This window comes from Hoylesella timonensis S9-PR14, from assembly GCF_000762405.1.
Lineage (GTDB): Bacteria > Bacteroidota > Bacteroidia > Bacteroidales > Bacteroidaceae > Prevotella > Prevotella timonensis_A.
This window is the reverse complement of record NZ_JRPQ01000092.1, coordinates 1-22522: the sequence shown is the minus strand read 5'-3', so window position 1 is coordinate 22522 and position 22522 is coordinate 1. Positions and strand designations below refer to the sequence as shown.

The 22522-nt window shown below is 42.1% G+C and carries 18 protein-coding genes and 1 tRNA gene; 17 read left to right on the top strand and 2 right to left on the bottom strand.

The genetic code is table 11. The features are described from left to right. The first annotated feature begins 24 nt into the window (after positions 1–24). From HMPREF9304_RS06345 to HMPREF9304_RS06285, 14 genes are all read left to right on the top strand, one after another. Complete coding sequence (locus HMPREF9304_RS06345) at positions 25–1293, top strand: phospho-N-acetylmuramoyl-pentapeptide-transferase (RefSeq protein WP_036927525.1); 1269 nt, start codon at positions 25–27, stop codon at positions 1291–1293. A 151-nt stretch (positions 1294–1444) separates the two neighbouring features. Beyond that, on the top strand, positions 1445–2776 hold the full coding sequence (gene murD / locus HMPREF9304_RS06340; protein WP_036927523.1) for a UDP-N-acetylmuramoyl-L-alanine--D-glutamate ligase: 1332 nt from the start codon (positions 1445–1447) through the stop codon (positions 2774–2776). Continuing rightward, positions 2776–4059, top strand: a complete 1284-nt coding sequence (locus HMPREF9304_RS06335; protein WP_036927520.1) for an FtsW/RodA/SpoVE family cell cycle protein — start codon at positions 2776–2778, stop codon at positions 4057–4059. The genes murD and HMPREF9304_RS06335 overlap by 1 nt, the downstream gene beginning before the upstream one ends. An 86-nt stretch (positions 4060–4145) precedes the next feature. Continuing rightward, positions 4146–5264 carry an undecaprenyldiphospho-muramoylpentapeptide beta-N-acetylglucosaminyltransferase gene (gene murG / locus HMPREF9304_RS06330; RefSeq protein WP_036927517.1) on the top strand — a complete coding sequence of 373 codons (1119 nt, stop codon included), beginning with the start codon at positions 4146–4148 and terminating at the stop codon, positions 5262–5264. Between the two features lie 29 nt (positions 5265–5293). Beyond that, positions 5294–6667, top strand: a complete 1374-nt coding sequence (gene murC / locus HMPREF9304_RS06325) for a UDP-N-acetylmuramate--L-alanine ligase (protein ID WP_036927516.1) — start codon at positions 5294–5296, stop codon at positions 6665–6667. Further along, positions 6664–7458: a cell division protein FtsQ/DivIB gene (locus HMPREF9304_RS06320; RefSeq protein WP_036927515.1), complete on the top strand. Its 795-nt coding sequence runs from the start codon at positions 6664–6666 to the stop codon at positions 7456–7458. The genes murC and HMPREF9304_RS06320 overlap by 4 nt, the downstream gene beginning before the upstream one ends. A 68-nt stretch (positions 7459–7526) precedes the next feature. After that, positions 7527–8966, top strand: coding sequence for a cell division protein FtsA (gene ftsA, locus HMPREF9304_RS06315; protein ID WP_036927514.1), 1440 nt, complete (start codon positions 7527–7529; stop codon positions 8964–8966). Positions 8967–9014: 48 nt separating this feature from the next. Next, positions 9015–10346, top strand: coding sequence for a cell division protein FtsZ (gene ftsZ / locus HMPREF9304_RS06310; protein ID WP_036927512.1), 1332 nt, complete (start codon positions 9015–9017; stop codon positions 10344–10346). Positions 10347–10410: 64 nt separating this feature from the next. Then, positions 10411–10863, top strand: a complete 453-nt coding sequence (locus HMPREF9304_RS06305; RefSeq protein WP_036927511.1) for a GatB/YqeY domain-containing protein — start codon at positions 10411–10413, stop codon at positions 10861–10863. 1014 nt (positions 10864–11877) lie between these two features. Further along, complete coding sequence (gene nhaA / locus HMPREF9304_RS06300) at positions 11878–13212, top strand: Na+/H+ antiporter NhaA (protein ID WP_036927537.1); 1335 nt, start codon at positions 11878–11880, stop codon at positions 13210–13212. A 71-nt stretch (positions 13213–13283) separates the two neighbouring features. After that, a complete protein-coding gene (locus tag HMPREF9304_RS06295; protein WP_036927509.1) occupies positions 13284–15092 on the top strand; it encodes an AMP-dependent synthetase/ligase in 1809 nt (602 codons plus the stop codon). Further along, positions 15089–16213, top strand: coding sequence for a peptide chain release factor 2 (gene prfB, locus HMPREF9304_RS06290; RefSeq protein ID WP_036927507.1), 1125 nt, complete (start codon positions 15089–15091; stop codon positions 16211–16213). Before HMPREF9304_RS06295 ends, prfB begins: the two co-directional genes overlap by 4 nt. A gap of 23 nt (positions 16214–16236) precedes the next feature. Then, positions 16237–16374: a hypothetical protein gene (locus HMPREF9304_RS14660; protein WP_180961603.1), complete on the top strand. Its 138-nt coding sequence runs from the start codon at positions 16237–16239 to the stop codon at positions 16372–16374. 2 nt (positions 16375–16376) lie between these two features. Next, positions 16377–16877, top strand: coding sequence for a CYTH domain-containing protein (locus HMPREF9304_RS06285; RefSeq protein ID WP_036927505.1), 501 nt, complete (start codon positions 16377–16379; stop codon positions 16875–16877). Here the strand turns inward: HMPREF9304_RS06285 and HMPREF9304_RS06280 are convergent. Further along, positions 16825–17232, bottom strand: coding sequence for a VanZ family protein (locus tag HMPREF9304_RS06280; RefSeq protein ID WP_036927503.1), 408 nt, complete (start codon positions 17230–17232; stop codon positions 16825–16827). The two genes, HMPREF9304_RS06285 and HMPREF9304_RS06280, sit on opposite strands and share 53 nt — an antisense overlap. A 147-nt stretch (positions 17233–17379) precedes the next feature. Between HMPREF9304_RS06280 and HMPREF9304_RS06275 the strand changes: the two genes are divergently transcribed. From HMPREF9304_RS06275 to HMPREF9304_RS06265, 3 genes are all read left to right on the top strand, one after another. Continuing rightward, a complete protein-coding gene (locus HMPREF9304_RS06275; RefSeq protein WP_036927501.1) occupies positions 17380–18300 on the top strand; it encodes a ComEA family DNA-binding protein in 921 nt (306 codons plus the stop codon). Between the two features lie 167 nt (positions 18301–18467). Beyond that, positions 18468–19673: a CobW family GTP-binding protein gene (locus tag HMPREF9304_RS06270; protein ID WP_036927500.1), complete on the top strand. Its 1206-nt coding sequence runs from the start codon at positions 18468–18470 to the stop codon at positions 19671–19673. Positions 19674–19830: 157 nt separating this feature from the next. Then, entirely contained in the window at positions 19831–21498 is a 1668-nt protein-coding gene (locus tag HMPREF9304_RS06265) for a formate--tetrahydrofolate ligase (protein WP_036927498.1), read from the top strand. 69 nt (positions 21499–21567) lie between these two features. Here the strand turns inward: HMPREF9304_RS06265 and HMPREF9304_RS06260 are convergent. Next, a tRNA-Pro gene (locus tag HMPREF9304_RS06260) sits at positions 21568–21643 on the bottom strand. Between the last annotated feature and the right edge of the window lie 879 nt (positions 21644–22522).

The following is a 22522-nucleotide window of genomic DNA, read 5'->3' as shown; positions in this document are numbered from 1 at the left end:
CCACAACCCTATTAAACTTAGAGGATGTTATACTATTTATTTAGATTTTTAGAGCAATACGGCATTTCAGGTGCGCATCTATGGGGATATATCTCTTTTAGATCGCTGCTTGCCCTCATTCTTTCGTTGGTCATCTCAGCATGGTTTGGCGAGAAATTCATTAAATATCTTCGTCTGAAACAAATCACGGAAACCCAACGTGATGCTTCTATTGACCCCTTTGGAGTTAACAAAATAGGAGTTCCCTCCATGGGTGGGGTCATCATTATTGCTGCCATACTCATACCCGTTCTGTTGTTGGGGCGACTTCGCAACATCTACCTCATTCTGATGATTATTACTACCGTTTGGTTGGGATTTCTTGGTGGGATGGACGACTTTATCAAAATCTTCCGCAAGAACAAAGAAGGATTGAAAGGCAAATATAAAATTATTGGGCAAGTAGGCATCGGTTTGATAGTAGGATTGGTGTTATGGTCCTCGCCAGACGTTAAAATCAATGAGAATTTGGCTATCGAACAGCAAGGTCATGAAATGGTGATTAAACATCGAACAGATGCTCGGAAATCGCTCAAAACAACGATCCCTTTCGTGAAAGGTCATAATCTTGATTATTCGGGTGTGATGAGTTGGTGCGGAAAATACAAAACTGCGGCAGGATGGATATTGTTTGTCATCATGACAATTATCGTAGTGACCGCAGTTTCTAACGGTGCCAATCTTAACGACGGCATGGATGGAATGTGTGCAGGCAATTCAGCTATCATTGGTGTTACGCTGGGAATCTTGGCGTATGTTAGTTCACACATTGAATTCGCTGCTTATCTCAACATTATGTATATTCCAGGCTCGCAGGAGTTGGTGGTCTTTATGTGTGCCTTCGTTGGTGCGCTCATCGGCTTTTTATGGTACAACTCTTTCCCTGCGCAGGTGTTCATGGGCGATACAGGCTCACTAACTATCGGAGGTATCATTGCGGTCTCTGCCATTATCATTCATAAAGAGTTGTTACTTCCTATACTCTGTGGTATCTTCTTTGTAGAGAGTTTGAGTGTGATGCTTCAAGTATATTACTACAAGAGTGGGAAGAGAAAAGGGATAAAGCGACGAATTTTCAAGCGTACTCCTATCCATGACAATTTTCGCACACAAGATTCTCAGTTGGATCCTGCATGCAATTACCTCATTAAAAAACCTCATTCGGCCATCCATGAATCGAAAATTACCATTCGTTTCTGGATTATCACCATTATATTAGCAGCCATGACGATTATTACTCTTAAGATAAGATAAATGATAGTGGTTAGCTCCAATAAAATGAAGTCATTGAGTGAAAAAAGCAATAAGACGTATCCACTAATATTAAAAGATAAAACATTGTTCGTTAGCAACTTGTAAAACTTCGTCGATACGTGACTATGATTAGAATAGAAAGGAAAAAGATATGAAACGAATCGTTATTCTCGGTGCAGCAGAGAGTGGAGTAGGAGCTGCCATATTAGCCCAAAAAGAAGGCTTTGATGTATTTGTATCTGACATGGGTGAGATTAAAGACAAATACAAAAAGATGCTCGATGCACACCACATCCGTTGGGAAGAAAAGCAACATACACCCGATTTGATTCTAAACGCAGACGAGGTGATTAAGAGTCCGGGCATTCCGAAGGAAGCCCCTATGATACAAAAGCTCATGAAGCAGGGTACCAATATCATTAGTGAAATAGAGTTTGCAGGACGATATACGCATTCTAAAATGATTTGCATTACGGGCAGCAACGGTAAGACAACGACGACCTCGCTGATTTATCATATCTTCAAAGCAGCTGGATATGACGCTGGATTAGCTGGCAACATTGGACGGAGCTTGGCTTTACAAGTAGCGGAAGACCCACACGAATACTATATCATAGAATTAAGCTCGTTTCAGTTGGATAACATGTACAAGTTTAAGGCAGATATTGCAATCTTGTTGAACATCACTCCCGACCATTTGGACCGCTATGACAACTGCATGCAAAACTATGTAGACGCTAAAATGCGCATTATCCAAAACCAAACCGAAAAAGATAGCTTCATTTATTGGAACGATGACCCTATCATTAAGCGAGAATTGCAAAAGTATGATATCAAAGCCGTACAGTGTCCATTTTCAGAACTCAAAGAGAAAGGTTCGATTGGTTATATTGAGGAAGGACAGTACACCATCGAAAAGCCCACCCCTTTCAATATGGAACAAGAGGCACTTTCACTCACGGGAAAGCATAACGTGTACAACTCTTTGGCTGCTGGTATTGCCACAGATATTGCTGGAATACGGAATGATGTGATAAGGAAAAGCTTGAGCGACTTCCCTGGGGTGGAACATCGGTTGGAAAAGGTGTGCAAAGTGGGCGGTGTAGAATATATCAATGATTCGAAAGCCACAAATGTCGATGCTTGTTGGTACGCATTAGAGAGCATGAATACACCGACAATCTTAATTCTTGGAGGAAAAGATAAGGGGAATGACTACCAACTTATTAAGGAGTTGGTAAAAAAGAAATGCGTTGGATTAGTGTATTTAGGCGCAGATAATACGAAACTTCACAACAATTTCGACTCCTTGGGCATCCCTGTACGTGATACCCACTCTATGAAAGAATGTGTAGAAGCCTGCTATGAGATGGCACGTCCTGGCGACACGGTATTGCTAAGTCCTTGCTGTGCCAGCTTCGACTTGTTCAAAAATATGGAAGATAGAGGAAATCAGTTTAAGACTTTGGTAAGAAATTTATAATGGATAAAACATTAGGAAATATCTTTAAGGGAGACAAGGTGATTTGGATGGTCTTTTTCTTTTTATGCATCATCTCGATCGTCGAAGTGTATTCTGCCTCCGCAGGTCTGACTTATAAGGGCGGACATTACTGGGCTCCTATCGTTAAGCACACTGGAATCTTGCTCGTTGGTGTGTTTGCAATGGTCGTGACGCTGAATATTAAATGCAAATATTTCAAGATTGTGACCCCTTTCCTGCTCGTAATCTCAATCATTGCCTTGGTAACAGTACTCATAGCAGGACAGTCCACCAATGGTGCCCAACGTTGGATTAGCATCATCGGCATTCAGTTTCAACCGTCCGAAATAGCCAAGGGCACGATGGTTTTGGCCACTGCGCAGATTTTAAGTGCCATGCAAACGGAACAAGGAGCAGACAAAAATGCCTTCAAATACATCCTTATTGTCAGTGGCTGCATCGTACCCTTCATTATGGTGGAAAATCTTTCTACAGCCATGTTGCTATGTTTGGTTATCTTTCTCATGATGATGATAGGACGAGTGCCTGGCAAAATATTAGGCAAGGTGTTGGGTATCGTTACGTTACTCATTGTAACAGTGTTCGCACTCGTCATGTTAGTGGGGCAAGATAGGGAAAAAATAAATGCCCAAGGGCAACAGGTCGTACAAGTGTCTAATACGGCGGGAAAAGAAGAAACGACGATGTTTACGAAAGTCTTTCACCGTTTTGACACATGGAAAGCGCGCATCGATCGTTTCATTGATGGCAAAGAGATTGCTCCTGAGGATTTCGATTTGGACAAAGATGGGCAGATTGGGCATGCCAATATTGCCATTGTCTCCTCCAATGTGATAGGAAAAGGTCCAGGAAATTCGGTGGAACGCGATTTTTTATCCCAAGCCTTCTCTGATTTCATCTATGCAATCATCATCGAAGAGATGGGAATTATCGGGGGTGTCTTTGTCGCCATGCTTTATATCATCCTTCTCTTCAGGACGGGGCAGATAGCCAATCGCTGTGAAAACAACTTCCCTGCCTTTCTTGCCATGGGCTTGGCTTTGCTTTTGGTGACCCAAGCATTGTTCAATATGTGCGTTGCCGTTGGCTTGGCACCTGTTACTGGGCAGCCGCTTCCCTTAGTGAGCAAGGGTGGAACGTCAACAATTATCAACTGTGTGTATATTGGGGCTATCCTTAGTGTGAGTCGGTCGGCGAAGAAAAAACAAGTAACCGATGAAGATAAAGACATGGAAATGAGCATCGCAGTGGCTTCAGCATAAGAAACGCAAGATAAGATAAATATCATTGAATATGGTAAAATCAAAGAAATTTTGATTACTTTTGCCTATTCATATAAATATAAAAGATGAACAGTGATTTGAGAATCATCATCAGTGGAGGTGGAACGGGAGGACATATATTTCCCGCTATCTCTATAGCCAATGCCATTAAGAAAGAACGCCCCGATGCAAAGATTCTTTTTGTCGGTGCTCAAGGGCGAATGGAAATGGAGCGCGTGCCAAAAGCAGGATATGAAATCAAAGGATTGCCTATCGCAGGATTCGATCGGCATCATCTGCTTAAGAACCTCTCCGTGTTGGTCAAGATATGGAAAAGTCAACGATTGGCTAAAACCATTATTAAGGATTTCAAACCAATGGTGGCAGTTGGTGTTGGCGGATATGCCAGTGGACCCACGCTCAACGTGTGTTCCAAGCTGCATATTCCCTGTCTCATACAAGAGCAAAACTCGTATGCAGGGGTCACCAATAAACTGTTAGGTAAGAAAGCAGACAAGATTTGCGTGGCGTACGAGGGTATGGAACGCTTCTTTCCTGCAGAAAAAATCATCATGACCGGAAACCCCGTAAGGCAGAATGTGTTGCAGACAGCGTTGTCAAAAGAAGCTGCCAAAGAGACCTTTGGATTAGACCCGAAGCGAAAGACGATACTTTTGGTAGGTGGAAGTTTGGGTGCCAGAACTTTGAATGAAAGCATCCAAAGCCACTTGGATATGATACGAACAAGTGAGGTTCAATTTATTTGGCAAACAGGAAAATATTACTATAAGGATATTTGCAACGCATTGAAGACGCAAGAGCCATTGCCCAACCTTTATGTCACCGACTTTATCAGTGATATGGGGGTAGCTTATCAGGCTTCCGATTTGGTGATTAGTCGTGCAGGAGCAAGCTCGATTAGCGAGTTTTGTCTGATTGGAAAGCCTGTCATCTTGGTTCCAAGCCCCAATGTAGCGGAGGATCATCAAACACAAAACGCAATGGCACTGGTCAATAAAAATGCGGCTATCTACGTAAAGGATGTGGAAGCCAAAGACATTTTGCTCGAGCAGGCAATGAAAACAGTGCAGGATGATGCGAAGTTAGCATCCCTCAGCGAAAATATTTTGAAACTCGCATTACCAAATTCTGCTGAAATCATTGCGCAAGAGGTTCTTAAATTGGCTGCTCGTCAACAGCATTGAACGTATAATAGATTATAGGAAATAAAAAAATGGATATAAAAGAAATCAAATCGGTATATTTCTTGGGAGCTGGTGGCATAGGAATGAGTGCCATCGCACGCTATTTTCTGCATAAAGGATTGGTGGTAGCGGGGTACGATAAGACGCCTTCTGCACTGACACACCGACTCGAACAAGAGGGGATGCTCCTGCACTATGATGAAAATATCGATGAGATTCCGCACGCATGTCGCAATCCGCAAGTTTGTATGGTTATATATACCCCTGCCATTCCTGAATCTCATGTGGAGTTGCAGTACTTCAAGTCGAACGGCTTTGAAGTCTTAAAGCGAGCTCAAGTCTTGGGTTCGTTGACAAGAACCCATCGAGGACTTTGTTTCGCAGGTACGCATGGCAAGACAACAACCAGTACGATGTGCGCACACATCATGCACCAAAGTCATGTGGATTGTAATGCTTTTCTTGGAGGAATCTCCAAGAACTACGGCAGCAACTACATCCTTTCCGACACAAGTGATTACATCGTCATTGAAGCCGACGAGTTTGATCGTAGCTTTCACTGGCTTCGTCCTTGGATGAGTGTCATCACATCGACAGATCCTGACCACTTAGACATTTATGGAACCAAAGAGGCATATTTAGAAAGTTTTAGGCATTACACAACATTGATAAAGCCTGGAGGTGCCTTGATTATTCATGAGGGGTTGGAAATGCAAGAGGATGTAAACGATGAGGTGAGGGTATTTCGGTACAGTCTCAACGGAGGTGATTTCCATGCAGAAAACATCAAAATAGAAAATGGAACCATCACCTTCGACTTTATCTCGCCGATCGAGAACGTTACCCAAGTAGAATTGGGACATCCTATTCCCATTAATGTGGAGAATGCTGTCGCTGCAATGGCAATGGCGCAACTCAACGGTTGTACTGCAGAGGAGTTGCGATATGGCATGTCAACTTATAAAGGAGTGGACAGACGCTTTGATTTCAAGGTAAACAATGAGCGACATGTTTTCCTTTCAGATTATGCACACCATCCAAAGGAAATTTATCAAAGTGCAAAAAGTCTGCGTGAGTTGTATCACGATCGGCATGTCACAGCGATATTTCAGCCACATCTTTATACAAGGACGCGAGATTTCTATAAAGAATTTGCAGAAGCACTGAGCCAACTTGATGAGGTTATCTTATGCGACATCTATCCTGCACGAGAAGCCCCAATACCAGGAGTTACCTCAGCGCTTATTTACAATGAGCTCACCTGCAAAGAGAAGAGCATGATACATAAGGAAGATGTGATTGATTTGGTTAAAAAACGCGATTTTGATGTACTTGTTGTCTTGGGCGCAGGCGACCTCGACAATTATGTACCACAAATGACTAAGATCATTGAAAATAAGTGAGACGTTGGAAAAAGATATTGACAATCGTACTTGATGTTATCTTGGGAATATACTTAGTATTTGCATTCACCGCGTTTAACAAACCCGATGAAACAGCAAACGTGTGTACCAAGGTGACCATCAATATTGCAGACGAAACGGCAAATGGTTTTATCAATGCGGCAAAGATACAAGATCGACTTGAGAAACATCGTCTTTATCCGCTGGAAAAACCTATGAAATATGTGGATGCTCGCAAGATAGAGGACATGCTTAAAACCAGTCCTTTCGTCAAGAATGCGGAGTGTTTCAAAACACAGAATGGACACGTCAATATTTCTATCACACAGCGAATGCCTGTGGTACGCATTAAATCGATAAATAATGATGACTATTATTTGGATGATCAAGATGCTATTATGCCAAACTCCAACTACACAAGCGACTTAATCATCGCCACAGGGTACATTAATCGATGGTTTGCCACCCATTATGTTTCTGCCTTGAGCAAAACAATCATGCAAGACGAGTTTTGGAAGAACCAAATTGTCCAAATCAACATCTTGCCAGATCGGGGCGTCGAGTTGGTTCCAAGAGTAGGAGACCATATCGTTTATCTCGGATACTTGCCGACAAGCAGTAATCCGCAAAAACGATTGGCATTGATACAAGACTTTACCAAGCAAAAGTTAACACGCTTAGAAAAGTTCTACAAATATGGACTCTCCCAAGCAGGTTGGAACAAGTACTCGTATATCAACTTGGAATTTGATAACCAGATTATCTGTAAAAAGAGGGAGGCTCAACCATAAGGTGTTCGTCTACTGGCGCTTGAAAAAAGATATTATAACGAATTTGAATTGATAAAGATATAAAACGTATGACAAAGGAATTTATCGTAGCTATAGAACTGGGATCTTCTAAGATTACCGGTATTGCAGGAAAAAAGAATCCTGACGGCAGCATTTCAATTCTTGCTGTTGTCAAAGAGGATTCCACCTCGTGCATACGCAAGGGTGTAGTCTTCAACATTGACAAGACGGTATTGTGCTTGACTAACATTGTTAAGAAGTTAGAGACCAGTCTCAAAACCAACATTGCCCGTGTATATGTTGGTGTTGGCGGTCAAAGCATACGCAGTGTCAAGAACATTATTGTGAAAACACTGCCTGCTGAAACCATCGTTAGTCAGGACATGATTAACGAATTGATGGACGCCAATCGTAGTATGAGCTATGCGGATCAAGAGATTTTGGACGCTGTCACTCAGGAATATAAAGTCGACTCTTTATATCAACTCGACCCTGTGGGCATTCCTTGTTTGCGTTTAGAAGGAAACTTCCTCAACATTCTGTGGCGAAAAACATTCTATAAGAATCTCAATCAGTGCATTAACAAAGCTGGTATGGAGATAGCCGAGCTGTACCTTGCACCCTTAGCTCTTGCAGATGCTGTACTCACAGAGACAGAGAAACGATCGGGCTGCATCTTAGTAGACCTTGGGGCGGATACGACTACCGTTCTTGTCTATTACAAAAATATCCTGCGTCACTTGGCGGTTATCCCTCTTGGAGGAGAAAATATCACAAAAGACATCACCTCTTTGCTCATGGAAGAGAGTCAGGCAGAAGATATGAAGCTAAAATATGCTTCGGCATATACGGATAATAGCGACATTGACGAGAACAAGAAATATCCAATCGACAGTGATAGAAAAGTTGAAAGTCGTAAGTTTATTGAAATTGTTGAGTCGCGACTACAAGAAATTATCGAAAACGTTTTTTATCAAGTTCCTAACGAATATGCCGACAAGCTGATTGGCGGAATCATTCTCACAGGTGGTGGTGCCAACATGCCAAATATCGAAAAGGCTTTCACGGATCAGGCGCCAACGGAGAAAATACGTGTTGCCAAGTTCGTTAATCTAAAAATCAATTCAAATTTACCCGAGATTACAGCCCACGATGCAACGATGAATACCATTCTGGGTTTGTTGGCAAAGGGGGATATCAACTGTGCTGGAGAAGAAATCAATACCGATTTGTTCCAAGCAACTGATGCCAAACACACTGCTACTACTCCCACTCAAACCAAAGAACCCAGATCTTTTACAGAGACATCGGGGACTGGTATAGTGCAAACAGAAGAAGAAAAAGAACGACTTCGCAAGCAGAAAGAGGCTCAAGAAGAAGCAGAAAGACTGGCGAAAGAAGAGGAGGAACGACGCATTGCAGAAGAAAAACGACAAAACTCTCCAATGAACAAGCTTTGGAAAGGCATTAAAAACTTTGCTCGTAAGATAACGGAAGAAGAAGAATAAAACGTGGGAACGATGAATTCCAGATATTAACTTTTAAGATTTAGAATTATGCCAGATAGAAAAAATACTCCTGATGTTCTCGATTTCGGAGAACCAGACAAAGCAAATAGCATCATCAAGGTGATTGGTGTTGGTGGAGGCGGAGGTAATGCCGTTAATCACATGTACCGCGAAGGAATCCATGACGTCACTTTTGTTCTTTGTAATACCGATAATCAAGCCCTCAATGATAGTCCTGTACCTTATCATCTACAATTAGGAAAAGAAGGATTAGGGGCAGGTAACAAACCCGAAAAGGCAAGATTAGCAGCCGAGGAAAGCCTTGAGGACATCAAGAACATGCTCAATGACGGCACTCGTATGACGTTCATCACCGCTGGAATGGGAGGTGGAACGGGTACAGGTGCAGCACCCGTCATTGCGCGTATCTCTAAAGAATTGGGCATCTTAACCGTCGGTATCGTTACTATTCCCTTCCGTTTTGAGGGTGACAAGAAGATTAACCAAGCCTTGGACGGTGTGGAAGAAATGGCAAAGCATGTCGATGCGCTATTGGTTATCAATAACGAACGCTTGCGCGAAATTTATCCAGACTTGACCGTTTTAGACGCTTTTGGTAAGGCTGACGACACGTTAAGCATTGCAGCCAAGAGTATAGCAGAAATCATCACCAACCATGGGCTCATTAATTTGGACTTTAACGATGTGAAAACAGTGCTGAAAGATGGTGGAGTAGCCATTATGAGTACGGGCTTTGGCGAAGGCGAGGGACGTGTGAAGGCTGCGATTGAAGATGCACTTAACTCGCCGCTGCTCAATGACAACGACATCTTTAACTCTAAGAAAATCTTGCTGAGCATTAACTTCTGCAACGAAAAGAATGACAACAGCGGTCTGATGATGGAGGAGATGAATGATGTGAACGATTTTATGGGGCGTTTTGATAGCGACTTTGAAATCAAATGGGGACTCGCCATCGATCCCGATCTCGGCAAGAAAGTCAAGGTAACTATCTTGGCAACGGGCTTCGGTATCAATGATGTGGAAGGCATGAACAGCCACATCGGCAAACGCCACTCGCAAGAAGAAGCCATGCGCATTGCTGAAGAAGAAGAGCGCAAAGCACAATTGCTCATCAGAAAAGACCAATATTATAAGGACGGCAAGAACTCTAAGTACAAACGTCATCCACACATCTATCTCTTTAGCAATGAAGATTTGGACAATGAGGATGTCATCTTGGCTGTGGAGAGTTATCCCACTTATAAACGAACACGTCAAATGTTGGATGATATCCGCAAACAAGCGGCTGGCGAAACTGAAGAATCTGACCATAAGGAGAACAACGATCCTATTCAAGGAGTTATCAGTTTTGGATAAAGAGACTTGCAGTTTGGCAACAATCAAAATGTGATACGAAGTAATACCTCAAAAAATAAATGATATGGCACTATTTGAACAGATTAGCGAAGACATCAAAACAGCGATGAAAGCGCGAGATAAAGTGGCTCTTGACACACTTAGAAATATCAAGAAAGTTTTTCTCGAAGCCAAGACAGCACCTGGAGCCAACGATACACTCAACGATGATGCGGCACTCAAGATTATACAGAAATTGGCGAAGCAAGGTAAAGAAGCCGCACAAACCTATATTGATGCCGGTCGACAAGACTTGGCAGATGTAGAATTGCAGCAGGTTCAAGTGATTGAGCGTTATTTGCCTCAGCAGTTGTCTATGGAAGAAATTGCGTCAGCAGTCAGAGAAATTATTGAGCAAGTGGGCGCATCGAGTATGAAAGAGATGGGGCAGGTAATGGGGATAGCCACGAAAAAGTTAGCTGGAAAAGCCGATGGTCGTGCTATCTCTGAGGTAGTAAAGAAGTTACTCGCCCAATAATCATCACACATGAAGGAAGTGTAATCCCTCGTTCATGTGGGAACAACATTCTTTGTAAAAGCCCATCAAATCCATTCGATTTGATGGGCTTTTACCTTCTGTTGGATAAGCATATCTGTTTAGGTTTTCAAAAAAGTAAGAAAATCAATCGTTCATTCATCTCTAACACACATCTATTATGTGTTACCCCAGTCCACAGATGGAAAAACGCTTATGGTATAGAATAATCGTAGCGCTTTCATTTGAGAATGATTTTTCTTTCCTTAAAAGCATCAGTAAAACAACATCTGTAAGTTTGGTGGAACGCTGCGTGAAATGAAAACAAATGCTGAATTTTCTTTACAAAGTGCCTCTCAAAACTTGCGTAAAATCAACCAACACCAAAGTTGGTCGCAAATACGCTAATTTTGAGCAACTTTCATAATCTATTGTTTCATAAGCTATTACGATTAAATCACTTTCGTTTGTTCCCATTTTTATCATTTCTCAACGACTAAAGCATTGAGATAAGCCTCCAATTTGCATGCTTTAATGCCGCTGAAGCATGTGAATAACGACTCTAATACATGTTTCCAAGACCGATAAGTCAATATTTTAGCTTGAAGAGACGTTTATTTTGTTAAAATCAGTGCATTTTTGCCCAACGTTTGCCTATTAAATTTTTCTATTTTGAAGATTTTCAATGACCGTTTTTTGGTAAAATGATAGGACAAAAACAATGAAGGTCTTTGGCAAAATGGAAAGGTAATTTTTGTGACAATCCATGAAAGTGAATGATGAAAACTGTGAACAAAAGTCATGCAATTTGCTTCGCTCGTATTTGTTGTTGAGACAAAAGAGGAAAGATTGTTTTCACAGTCAACTGCCTTTCTTCAATGAGCGAGTTGTGTCATGCTTACATGAATAAATAACAAAATTACTTGTATTTAGTTGATTTTTTGTTATTTTTGTATCGAATTCTTTAGAGATTATATCTTTTTGAATATTATTGATCAACTTAAAATCAACATATTAATGTCAGACAAACAAGGAAGTAGGAATATTTATGATAAGGTAGTGAAGTGTGTTCAACGCTTTATGGCACAAGAAAAGTCGGGAGGAATAGTGCTCGCTGTGGCAGTGCTACTCGCTATCTTGTTGGCAAACTCTGCACTCAGCGATCGCTATTATGACTTTTTTCAGCAAAAGTTAGGTTTTATATGGAATGGAGAACCCTATCTGTATTTTAGTCTTCACCATTGGATTAACGATGGATTGATGTCTATTTTCTTTTTCCATATAGGGTTGGAGCTTAAACGTGAGCTTATTTCAGGCGAGCTTTCCAATCCTCGCAACATCATTCTGCCCATTGGGGCTGCTATTGGTGGAATGGCGATTCCAGCTTTGGTATATCTTTTCTTCAATGCGGGTACCCCCGAATATACTGGTTGGGGAGTTCCCATGACGACGGATATCGCCTTTGCCTTAGGCGTGTTGTTCCTTTTAGGAAAGCATGTACCCACCTCTATTAAAGTGTTTTTAACCACCTTGGCTATTGTCGATGACTTAGGAGCGGTGATAGTGATTGCCCTTTTCTACACCTCTGAAATCTCTGTTGCCAATTTAGCATTGGGTTTGGGCTTCCTATTATTGATGTTTATTGGGAATAAATTAGGAGTCAAAAATGTTTTCTTCTACGCATTTTTGGGCATCGTAGGTGTTTGGATTGCTTTCCTCTTGTCGGGAATCCATGCCACTATTGCTGCGGTGTTAGCCGCCTTAACCATCCCCGCCGACTCTACGATAGACGAGAGTACCTATCTTTATAGGATGCGTAAATTGGGGCTACGCTTTATGACCGCCAACACCAATGAGTATCGTACGTTGGAAAACGAGCAGGTGAAGATATTAGCCACCATTCGGGAAGATGCCAAGATAGCCATTCCGCCTTTGCAGTTGATAGAGCACCATCTAAATCCATTTGTCACGTTCCTTGTACTTCCCATCTTTGCCATTTCCAATGCTGGCATCAGTTTGGTGGGCATCGACTGGTCGGCGATATTTGCCACCAATGTTGCTATAGGTATAGCCCTCGGCTTACTGTTGGGGAAACCTCTTGGAGTGGTAGGCATTACATGGCTATTGGATAAGCTGAACATTGTCAAGCGCCCTCATGACATGTCGATGAGGCATTTATTTGCGTTGGGCTTTTTGGCATCTATTGGTTTTACGATGTCCATGTTTATTTCTACCTTGGCTTTTCGTACCGACTTATTGCTGACGCAAGCCAAGATAGGTATCTTTGCTGCCTCTATCGTGGGTGGATGTCTTGGTTATCTCTTGATGAAACCCTCTCGGCAAGGAAAATAAGAGAAGCAATACTTGGGAGGTTTCGCAATTTATCGTACCTTTGTCATAGGATAAAAAAAATACAGACTTTTATGCAAACAAGATGTCATCTATCTGTTCTGATACACGAACAAGCAAAAAAATACGGAGCACGGGACGCGTTGACTTTCCGTAACTTTGGGAGTAAATCATGGAAGACAGTCTCCTGGAATCAGTTCTCCTTGCGCGTGATGCAAGTATCGAATGCACTGATAAATTCAGGTATGAAATCACAAGAAACTATTGGTGTGTTTGCACAAAATTGCATACAATATCTTTATACAGATTTTGGGGCTTATGGCATAAGAGCGGTAACTATTCCTTTCTATGCAACCTGTAGTGAGCAGCAGATACAATACATGATCAACGATGCTCAAATTAAAATTCTTTTTGTTGGTGAGCAGGAACAATACGACAAAGCACATAGGGTGTCCGCTCTGTGTCCCACACTTAACCGCATCATTGTCTTTGACCGTAATGTATGCGTAAGCAAACATGATCCTAATACGATATATTTTGATGATTTTATAGCTTCTGTAGAGCATTTGCCACAACAAGCTGCGGTAGAGCAGCGCTGGGGAGAGGCAAATGATGAAGATATTTGTAATATCTTGTATACCAGTGGGACAACTGGTGAGAGCAAAGGGGTTATTTTAACCTATGGACAATATTCTGCAGCTATGATAGCTAACGACCAATGTGTGCCTTTGGGGGAGGATGATATCGTAATGGATTTCCTTCCTATCACACATATATTTGAGCGTGGTTGGATTTATTTGTGTTTGACAGAAGGGGCAAAAATCATCATCAACACTTACCCAAAAGAGATACAGCAGTCCATGCGAGAGATGCATCCCACTTGTATGTGTGCGGTTCCACGCTTTTGGGAAAAAGTATATGTTGCTGTAAAAGAAAAAATAGATGAAGCAAATACAATTCAAAGAAAGATATTTCAGCGAGCATTAAATGTAGGGAAAAAGTATAATATCGATTATTTGAGCAAAGGAAAACGCCCACCACTCGCATTAAAGATGGAATATGAGATGTATAACAAAACAGTCATGTCGTTAGTTCGTAAGCAGATAGGGCTGGAAAATGCACATTTCTTCCCAACAGCAGGTGCCTATGTCTCGCCAGAGGTAGAGGAGTTTACTCATTCTGTAGGAATTTGTATGGTGGTTGGTTATGGTTTGACAGAGAGTTTAGCCACAGTCTCTTGTGATCGGATTGGAAAGACTTATACCGTAGGTTCGGTGGGGAGACCGATAGAAAGCATAGAAGTAAAGATAGGAGAGAACAGCGAAATTCTATTAAAGGGCCCCACTATCACCCGAGGATATTATAAACGAGAGCATATAAACGAACAGGCGTTCGATGAAGATGGCTTCTTTCATACAGGTGATGCAGGCTATTTGAAGGACGGAGAATTATATCTGACCGAAAGAATCAAAGACCTTTTCAAAACCAGCAATGGTAAATACGTCGCTCCGCAAATGATAGAAGCCATGATGTTGGTAGACAAATACATCGATCAGGCGGTCATCATTGCCGACCAGCGCAAGTTTGTTTCAGCATTAATTGTGCCAGAGTTCCGCTTATTGGAAGAGTATGCGCGCGATCATGGAATTGCGTTTAATAGCCGAGAGGAAATTTGTGAAGATGCTCGAATCGTGAAGATGATGCTCGATCGTATTTTGACGTTACAACAATCGTTGGCGCACTACGAACAAGTGAAGCGTATTACACTCGTTCCTCATCATTTCACCATGGAGCGAGGCGAATTAACCAATACGCTGAAAATTAAACGTCCTGCTATCAATAAGAATTACAAGGACATCATTAATAAGATGTATGAAGAATGATAACAAGTGACCAACTCAAGGATGTGATAGAGCGCACACAGGCGTTACATCATTATTTGAATATTGACCAAAAGAAGATAGAGTTCGAAGAAGAACAACTGCGAACGCAAGCTCCTGACTTTTGGGAAGACCCACAGTGCGCACAGGAGCAAATGATCAAGGTGAAAGGCATTGAGAAATGGCTGAAAGGTTATGAGCAAGTTCGTCAGATGGCTGATGAATTACAGTTGGCGTTTGAATTCTATCGTGATGAAATGGTCACCGAAGAAGAGTTGGACCATGACTATGCCAAAGCCATAGCCGCCATAGAAGATTTGGAACTCAAGAATATGTTGCGCCAGAAAGAAGACCCTATGGACTGTGTCATGAAGATAAATTCGGGCGCTGGCGGTACAGAGAGCCAAGATTGGGCGCAAATGCTCATGCGTATGTATATGCGATGGGCTGAAGCGCATGACTATAAGTGTACGGTGAGTGACATCCAAGATGGTGAAGAGGCTGGGATTAAGAGTGTTACCATGAAGATAGAGGGAAACGAATACGCCTATGGGTTCTTGAAAAGTGAGAATGGAGTGCATCGTTTGGTGCGTGTTTCACCATTTAATGCGCAAGGAAAGCGAATGACAAGCTTTGCCAGTGTTTTTGTTTCTCCATTGGTAGACGACACCATAGAGGTCTTTGTAGACCCCGCTTGTGTTTCCTGGGATACGTTTAGATCGAGCGGAGCTGGTGGACAAAATGTCAATAAGGTAGAATCTGGGGTGCGTCTTCGCTATCAATATCATGACCCAGACACTGGAGAAGAGGAAGAAATCCTGATAGAGAACACCGAAACGCGCGACCAACCGAAGAACCGAGCCAAGGCGATGCAGCTGCTGAAGAGCCAACTGTACGATCGTGCCATGAAGAAACGGCTCGAAGCACAGGCAAAAATAGAAGCAGGAAAGAAGAAAATAGAATGGGGAAGTCAAATCCGAAGTTATGTTTTTGACGATCGAAGAGTGAAGGATCATCGTACCAATTTCCAAACAACCGATGTAGATGGAGTGATGGATGGGAAGATAGATGATTTTATAAAAGCCTATTTAATGGAGTTCCCCGTGGTGGAAAGTGAAGATTAACTAACCTTTTAAATCATACAAAGATGAGTGGAAAAAACAAATTCAACAGAACAAAGCGTGACGCAAGACAAGAGAAGCAGGCAAAGAATGTCATCAAATGGCTCTCCATCGCATTGCTTGTTTGTGCCATAATATGGATGATTGTTGCGCTGAATGTTTAATAATGAGCGGATTAGAAATAGAACGGAAGTTCTTGGTAAAGAAAGGTAACGCCTATAAGCAGTTTGCTTTCTCAAGCAGTCATATCCAACAAGGCTACCTTCCATGCATTGGGGCGACCGTCAGAATAAGAACTCGTGACGATAAAGCTTACCTAACCATTAAAGGAAAGGCTACCAATGGAGGCTTGTCTCGCTATGAATTTGAGACAGAAATAACCATGGAGGAGGCATCACATCTCTTCAAATTATGTCAAGGGGGTGTGATAGATAAGCGTAGATACTTGGTTAAAAGCGGAGCACATACCTTTGAAGTGGATGAATTCTACGGAGACAATGAAGGTTTGGTGTTGGCAGAAGTGGAATTGGCTCATGAACAAGAGCCTTATGTGAAACCCGATTTTATTGGAATGGAGGTGACTGGCGATGCACGGTTTTACAACAAATACATGCTCAATCATCCTTATTCCGACTGGAAAAATACCTTACCAGAAGAATACCAATAAGTTGCGCTAAGATGACACCAATGCTGTTGGCAAGGAAGTCGTACCAATCTCCACTTCGATTGCCATGGGTACATGTTGCTTGAACAATCTCGATGAGCCCTCCCATCAATAGAGGAGTCAGAAAAGCGATGATGAACAGTAGCTTAGAGGTGAGCGGTCGTCGACTCTTGAGGTCCTCCCAGTAAATGCAAGACGTGAGCACAAAGTATAATGCAATGTGTGTCCACTTATCCATTAAGGCAACATCGCTCAATGGTGTCTCTGGAATTGGAATGAGACATACAATCCAAATGCCAATGACCAAAGTCAAAGTCACGGGATATGTTCGCAGAAAATGGGAAATCTGTTGTTTCATTTGCTTTCGACAATGTACGGTGCAAAGTTACAGTATTTTGTTCATGATAAGAAACAATTGTGGAGTGAAAATCATTTGCTCGTGCTGATGAGGTGCTATCTCTGCTATGGAAGTCCGCCCATATCTTAACAATCATCTTGAATAGTGATGTCTTTCAAGGATTTTTTTTATTTTAACAAGTCAGATCGCAAGGCACTTTTATTTCTGTTGCTCTTAGGTGTTGGAGCGACAATACTGTTCTATGTCTTTAGTGACCCAAAGAATATTGACGCCAATACCCCCATTCATGACACGGTATTTGCTTATCGGGATGTTCATGTTGACCGCTATGGACAGCAACCTGCTGTATATTACCGTGTGGAAGGTCGACAAATAGAACTCTTCCCTTTCGATCCTAATACAGCAGACAGCACAGCTTTGTTACGCTTAGGACTCCAACCGTGGCAAGTTCGGAATATATATAAGTATAGAGCAGCAGGAGGCGTATATCGTCAGCGCAGCGATTTTGCACGTCTTTATGGATTAACACAGAAGCAATATCGAACACTCGAACCCTATATCCATATTGGTTCAGATTATCAACCAGCTGCAGAAGCGGTCGCATCGGTGAACAAAACTGTGGGCTATGGGCGTGATACGCTCCGCTTTCCCGTCAAAATAAAATCTTCAGAACATATCTCAGTGAACACGGCAGATACTAATTTATTAAAAAAGGTGCCTGGCATTGGGAGCTATTACGCACGTCAAATCATTCGTTACCGTACCCGATTGGGAGGGTTTTATTCAACGCAACAACTGTTAGAAATAGAAGATTTCCCAGAAGAATCTTTGCCTTATTTCCGTATTTCAAAGCATGACACAGAACAAATCCAACGTCTGTTTATCAATCGGTTATCCATACATCAGCTCAAGCGACATCCTTACATTGGTTATTACAGAGCTCGAGCCATTGTAGATTATCGACGTTTGAAGGGTCCCATACATCGTTGGGAGGATTTAAGCATGCTTCCAGATTTCACACCTGACGTGATAGCACGACTTTCGCCTTATGTTTCTTTCTCGGAATAACCGTTTCTATCGTTTTTCATGTCCTTTGGCACTGTCATTAGCTCCATTTGTTTGCGTTTTTAGGTGTTAAGTTTTTGGCAAGTTTTATTTCCGTTTTTAATTCCAATAAGGTGAGAATTCAAGAATTTTGTCTACATTTGCATGAACAACGTAAAATATAAGAAGAAATGAAAATACAAGAAACTCCTGTTTTATTGCTTACTGGATATTTGGGAAGTGGTAAGACTACTTTGGTGAATCGCATTTTATCGAATAAGAAAGGTATCAAGTTCGCCGTTATTGTCAACGACATTGGAGAAGTTAATATCGATGCCGACCTGATTGAACAAGGTGGCGTAGTGGGTCAGAAAGACGATAGTTTGGTGGCACTTCAAAATGGTTGTATCTGTTGCACACTGAAGGTGGACCTGATAGAACAACTGAATGATATTGTTCGGATGAATAAGTTCGATTATATTGTTATTGAGGCAAGTGGCATTTGTGAGCCAGCTCCGATAGCTCAAACCATTTGTGCATATCCCGAACTGTATCCTCATTTGGCTAAAAATGGCATTGCGAAACTGGATGCTATTGTCACCGTGGTTGATGCCTTGCGGTTGCGCGATGAGTTTAATGTTGGAGACGACTTGCTGAAGCAAAACATTGATGACGATGATTTGGAGCGGTTAGTCATCGAACAAATAGAATTTTGCAACTTTATCGTGCTGAACAAGGCGGCAGAAGTGAGCGCAGAAGAACTGGAAAAGGTGAAGAAGATTATCCGTGCCATTCAACCCAAGGCACAAATCTTGACCTGTAACTATGGTGATATCGATTTAGATTTAATCCTTCATACAGATATGTTCGATTTTGAAAAGGTGGCTACCTCTGCCAGTTGGATAGCAGAGATAGAAAATCATGGTGACACTGAGCCTTCTCATACGGCGCAGGAGCATCATCACCACCATCATCACCACCACGATGAACATGAGGGAATTGAGAACGAAGAGAGTGGAGAGGCACTCGAATATCATATAGAAACGTTTGTCTATTATCGACGTCCTCCGTTTAATCTCGGATTGTTCGATGATTTTGTTGCTCGTCGTTGGCCTAAGAACATTATTCGTTGCAAGGGAATTTGTTATTTTCACGATGAAAAAGATAAATGTTATGTTTTTGAACAGGCAGGAAAACAGGTTCAAATTCGCGATGCTGGGCAGTGGTATGCTACCATGCCAGCTGAACAACTGCAAAAGTATATGGCGCAGAACCCCGGACTTCAGCGTGATTGGGACGAACAATATGGTGACCGCATGCAGAAGTTAGTGTTCATTGGGCAAAATCTTGACAAGGAAGAAATTATAAAAGAACTTGATCAGTGTCTCGATGAGTAGCACCAATGATGCCTGTTTCAAATCTTGTCCTCATCAGTATGTCCATACTTCTTTTAACGGTATGAAAGGCAAATAATAGGTAAAAAGGTTGCACCTTGAAGTTTTTTCAAGTAAATTTGGAGCATCTAATATGTCAAACTTAAGCTAATCAATTAAAATGAAAACAGACTCAGAAATTGCTCATGAGGCAAAATTAAACCTTATTGGTGACATCGCACGTCAAATTAATATTCCAGAGGACGATTTAGAGCCTTATGGAAAGTATATAGCAAAAGTGCCTTACACCCTGATTGATGATGAGAAGGTAAAAAAATCCAATCTTATTTTGGTGACTTCTATTACACCTACCAAAACAGGAAATGGTAAAACAACGGTCAGTGTCGGGCTGGCATTGGGAATGAACAGGATTGGAAAGAAAACCATTGTTGCTTTGCGCGAACCTTCTTTAGGTCCTTGCTTTGGAATGAAAGGTGGAGCTGCAGGTGGAGGTTATGCACAGGTGCTGCCAATGGAGAAGATAAATCTTCACTTCACAGGTGATTTCCATGCCATTACTTCGGCTAATAATATGATTTCAGCCTTGTTGGATAACTATTGTTACCAGCATCGTGACGAGGGGTTTGCCTTAAAAGAAGTGCTTTGGAGACGAGTCCTGGATGTGAACGATCGCAACTTGCGTAACATTATCACAGGATTGGGTGGACGTACCGACGGCATTGTTTCTGAGTCAGGCTTTGATATTACGCCTGCATCTGAAATTATGGCAATCCTTTGTTTGGCTCAGGATGAAGATGATTTGTTGAGACGAATTGAGAATATCCTTTTGGGCTTTACCATTGAAGGAAAGCCTTTTACAGTGAAAGACCTCGGTGTGGCAGGTGCCATTACCGCTATTTTGCATGATGCTATTCATCCAAACTTAGTCCAGACCACAGAGAACACACCTGCCTTTATCCATGGTGGACCCTTCGCCAATATCGCACACGGTTGTAACAGTGTCATGGCAACTAAGATGGCGATGACCTTTGGAGAGTACGCTATTACAGAGGGAGGATTCGGTGCTGATTTAGGAGCAGAGAAGTTCTTTGATATCAAATGTCGTAAGGCTGGTATTTCTCCTAAACTGACGGTGTTAGTAGCTACCGCACAAGCGTTGAAAATGCACGGTGGTATTGACTTGTCGTCTATCAAGGAACCGCATATTGAAGGAATTAAGCAGGGCTTTGCCAATATGGACAAGCACATTCACAACCTTCAATCCTTCGGTCAGACAGTGGTTGTCTGCATCAATCGATTTCCAACGGACACTAATGAGGAGTTACAGTTGATTCAAGAGCATTGCCAAGAGTTAGGCGTAGGTTGTGCTATCAATACCGCCTTCGTTGACGGAGGAAAAGGAGCAGAAGCATTGGCACGTCTGGTTGTGGACACCATTGCGCAAAAGCCTTCAACACCGCTAAAGATGTTGTATGATGATAACGACTCGGTAGAAGATAAAGTACGCAAGATTGCGCTGCAACTTTATGGAGCACGTGACGTTATTCTCAAGCCTGCAGCCAAGAAGATGTTGAGTCGTATTGAGGAATTGGGATGCGCTCACTTCCCTGTATGTATTGCAAAAACACAATACTCTTTCTCTGAAGATGCGAAAGCCTATGGAATGCCAACCAATTTTGACATTACTATTCGTGACTTCGTTATTAACAAGGGGGCAGAGATGATAGTGGCGATTGCAGGAAACATTATGCGCATGCCAGGCTTGCCCAAGATTCCTTCAGCCGAGAACATTTCTGTTGTCAATGGTGAAATTCAGGGTTTGTCCTAAAAACGAAATCTAATGATTCACAATAAAAAAGCACTTCGTACGAAAAGTATGAAGTGCTTTTTGCGTTATTGGTCGGGATGAGGCGACTCGAACGCCCGACCCCTACGTCCCGAACGTAGTGCGCTACCAACTGCGCTACATCCCGTAAGTTGATTCTTGTGGTTCAATCAACTCTACTTTCTTTAGCATTTGCAAAGGTATAGTAATTTTTTGTAAATCGCAAAACATCGTCTGCTTATTTCCTTTTGCTTGCATGGCTCTTCCGTTTACGAGGCGTTGTTCGCTTTGAAAAACAATCTTTTTCCTTTTGTTTCAACAAAGAATTGGGCAAATGAAACAAGTCCAATAGTTTTGCTCAATGAACGCAAGCGTTCACCGAATGATAAGAACTTGGCAAAGACACACAACCTATTTGAAATAGGTTACAAATGTGCTTGTGAGAGTGGGACAGCCTTCTCTCTTCGTTCATTGTATGTGTTATTCGTCGCAACTGGTTTTCACGAGATTTCACAGCACGTCCGTGTTATTACGTGCCATTCCGTTGTAATGATAAAAAATTCTACTTCCGTTTCATTACAGTAGTAGTTCAGTGACCTGTATTTCTCTAACGAGTGTTGGCAGATTTGCTTTATTCGGCGAATGTAAGCATTCATTAGTTTGTTTTCTTCATTCTTCCATTTATATGAGTTGTCATAACAAGGATTCTTCAATGGTAGAGCCGTGGCAAAGCAGTGAGGTATTACTCATCATAATTTTAGAATGTAGGATTTGCATACCGCAAAGACGGGCTGAAAGCCCAATAAGAATTTAGCCCAGGGTAACACCCTGGGTACAGTTGCGCCTCTATCTTGCGCTCTGAAAGAGCAAAAGGAATGATTGGGAAAGGATGCTCCATTGATTCCTGTTGCGCTTACAGCGCGCCATTTAGCTAATGAACGCTCACCCAGGGCGTTTGCCCTGGGCTATATTCCTATTGGGGCTTCGCCCCGTCTTTGCTTGTAGTCCCAGTTGCTACTCCGTTTCG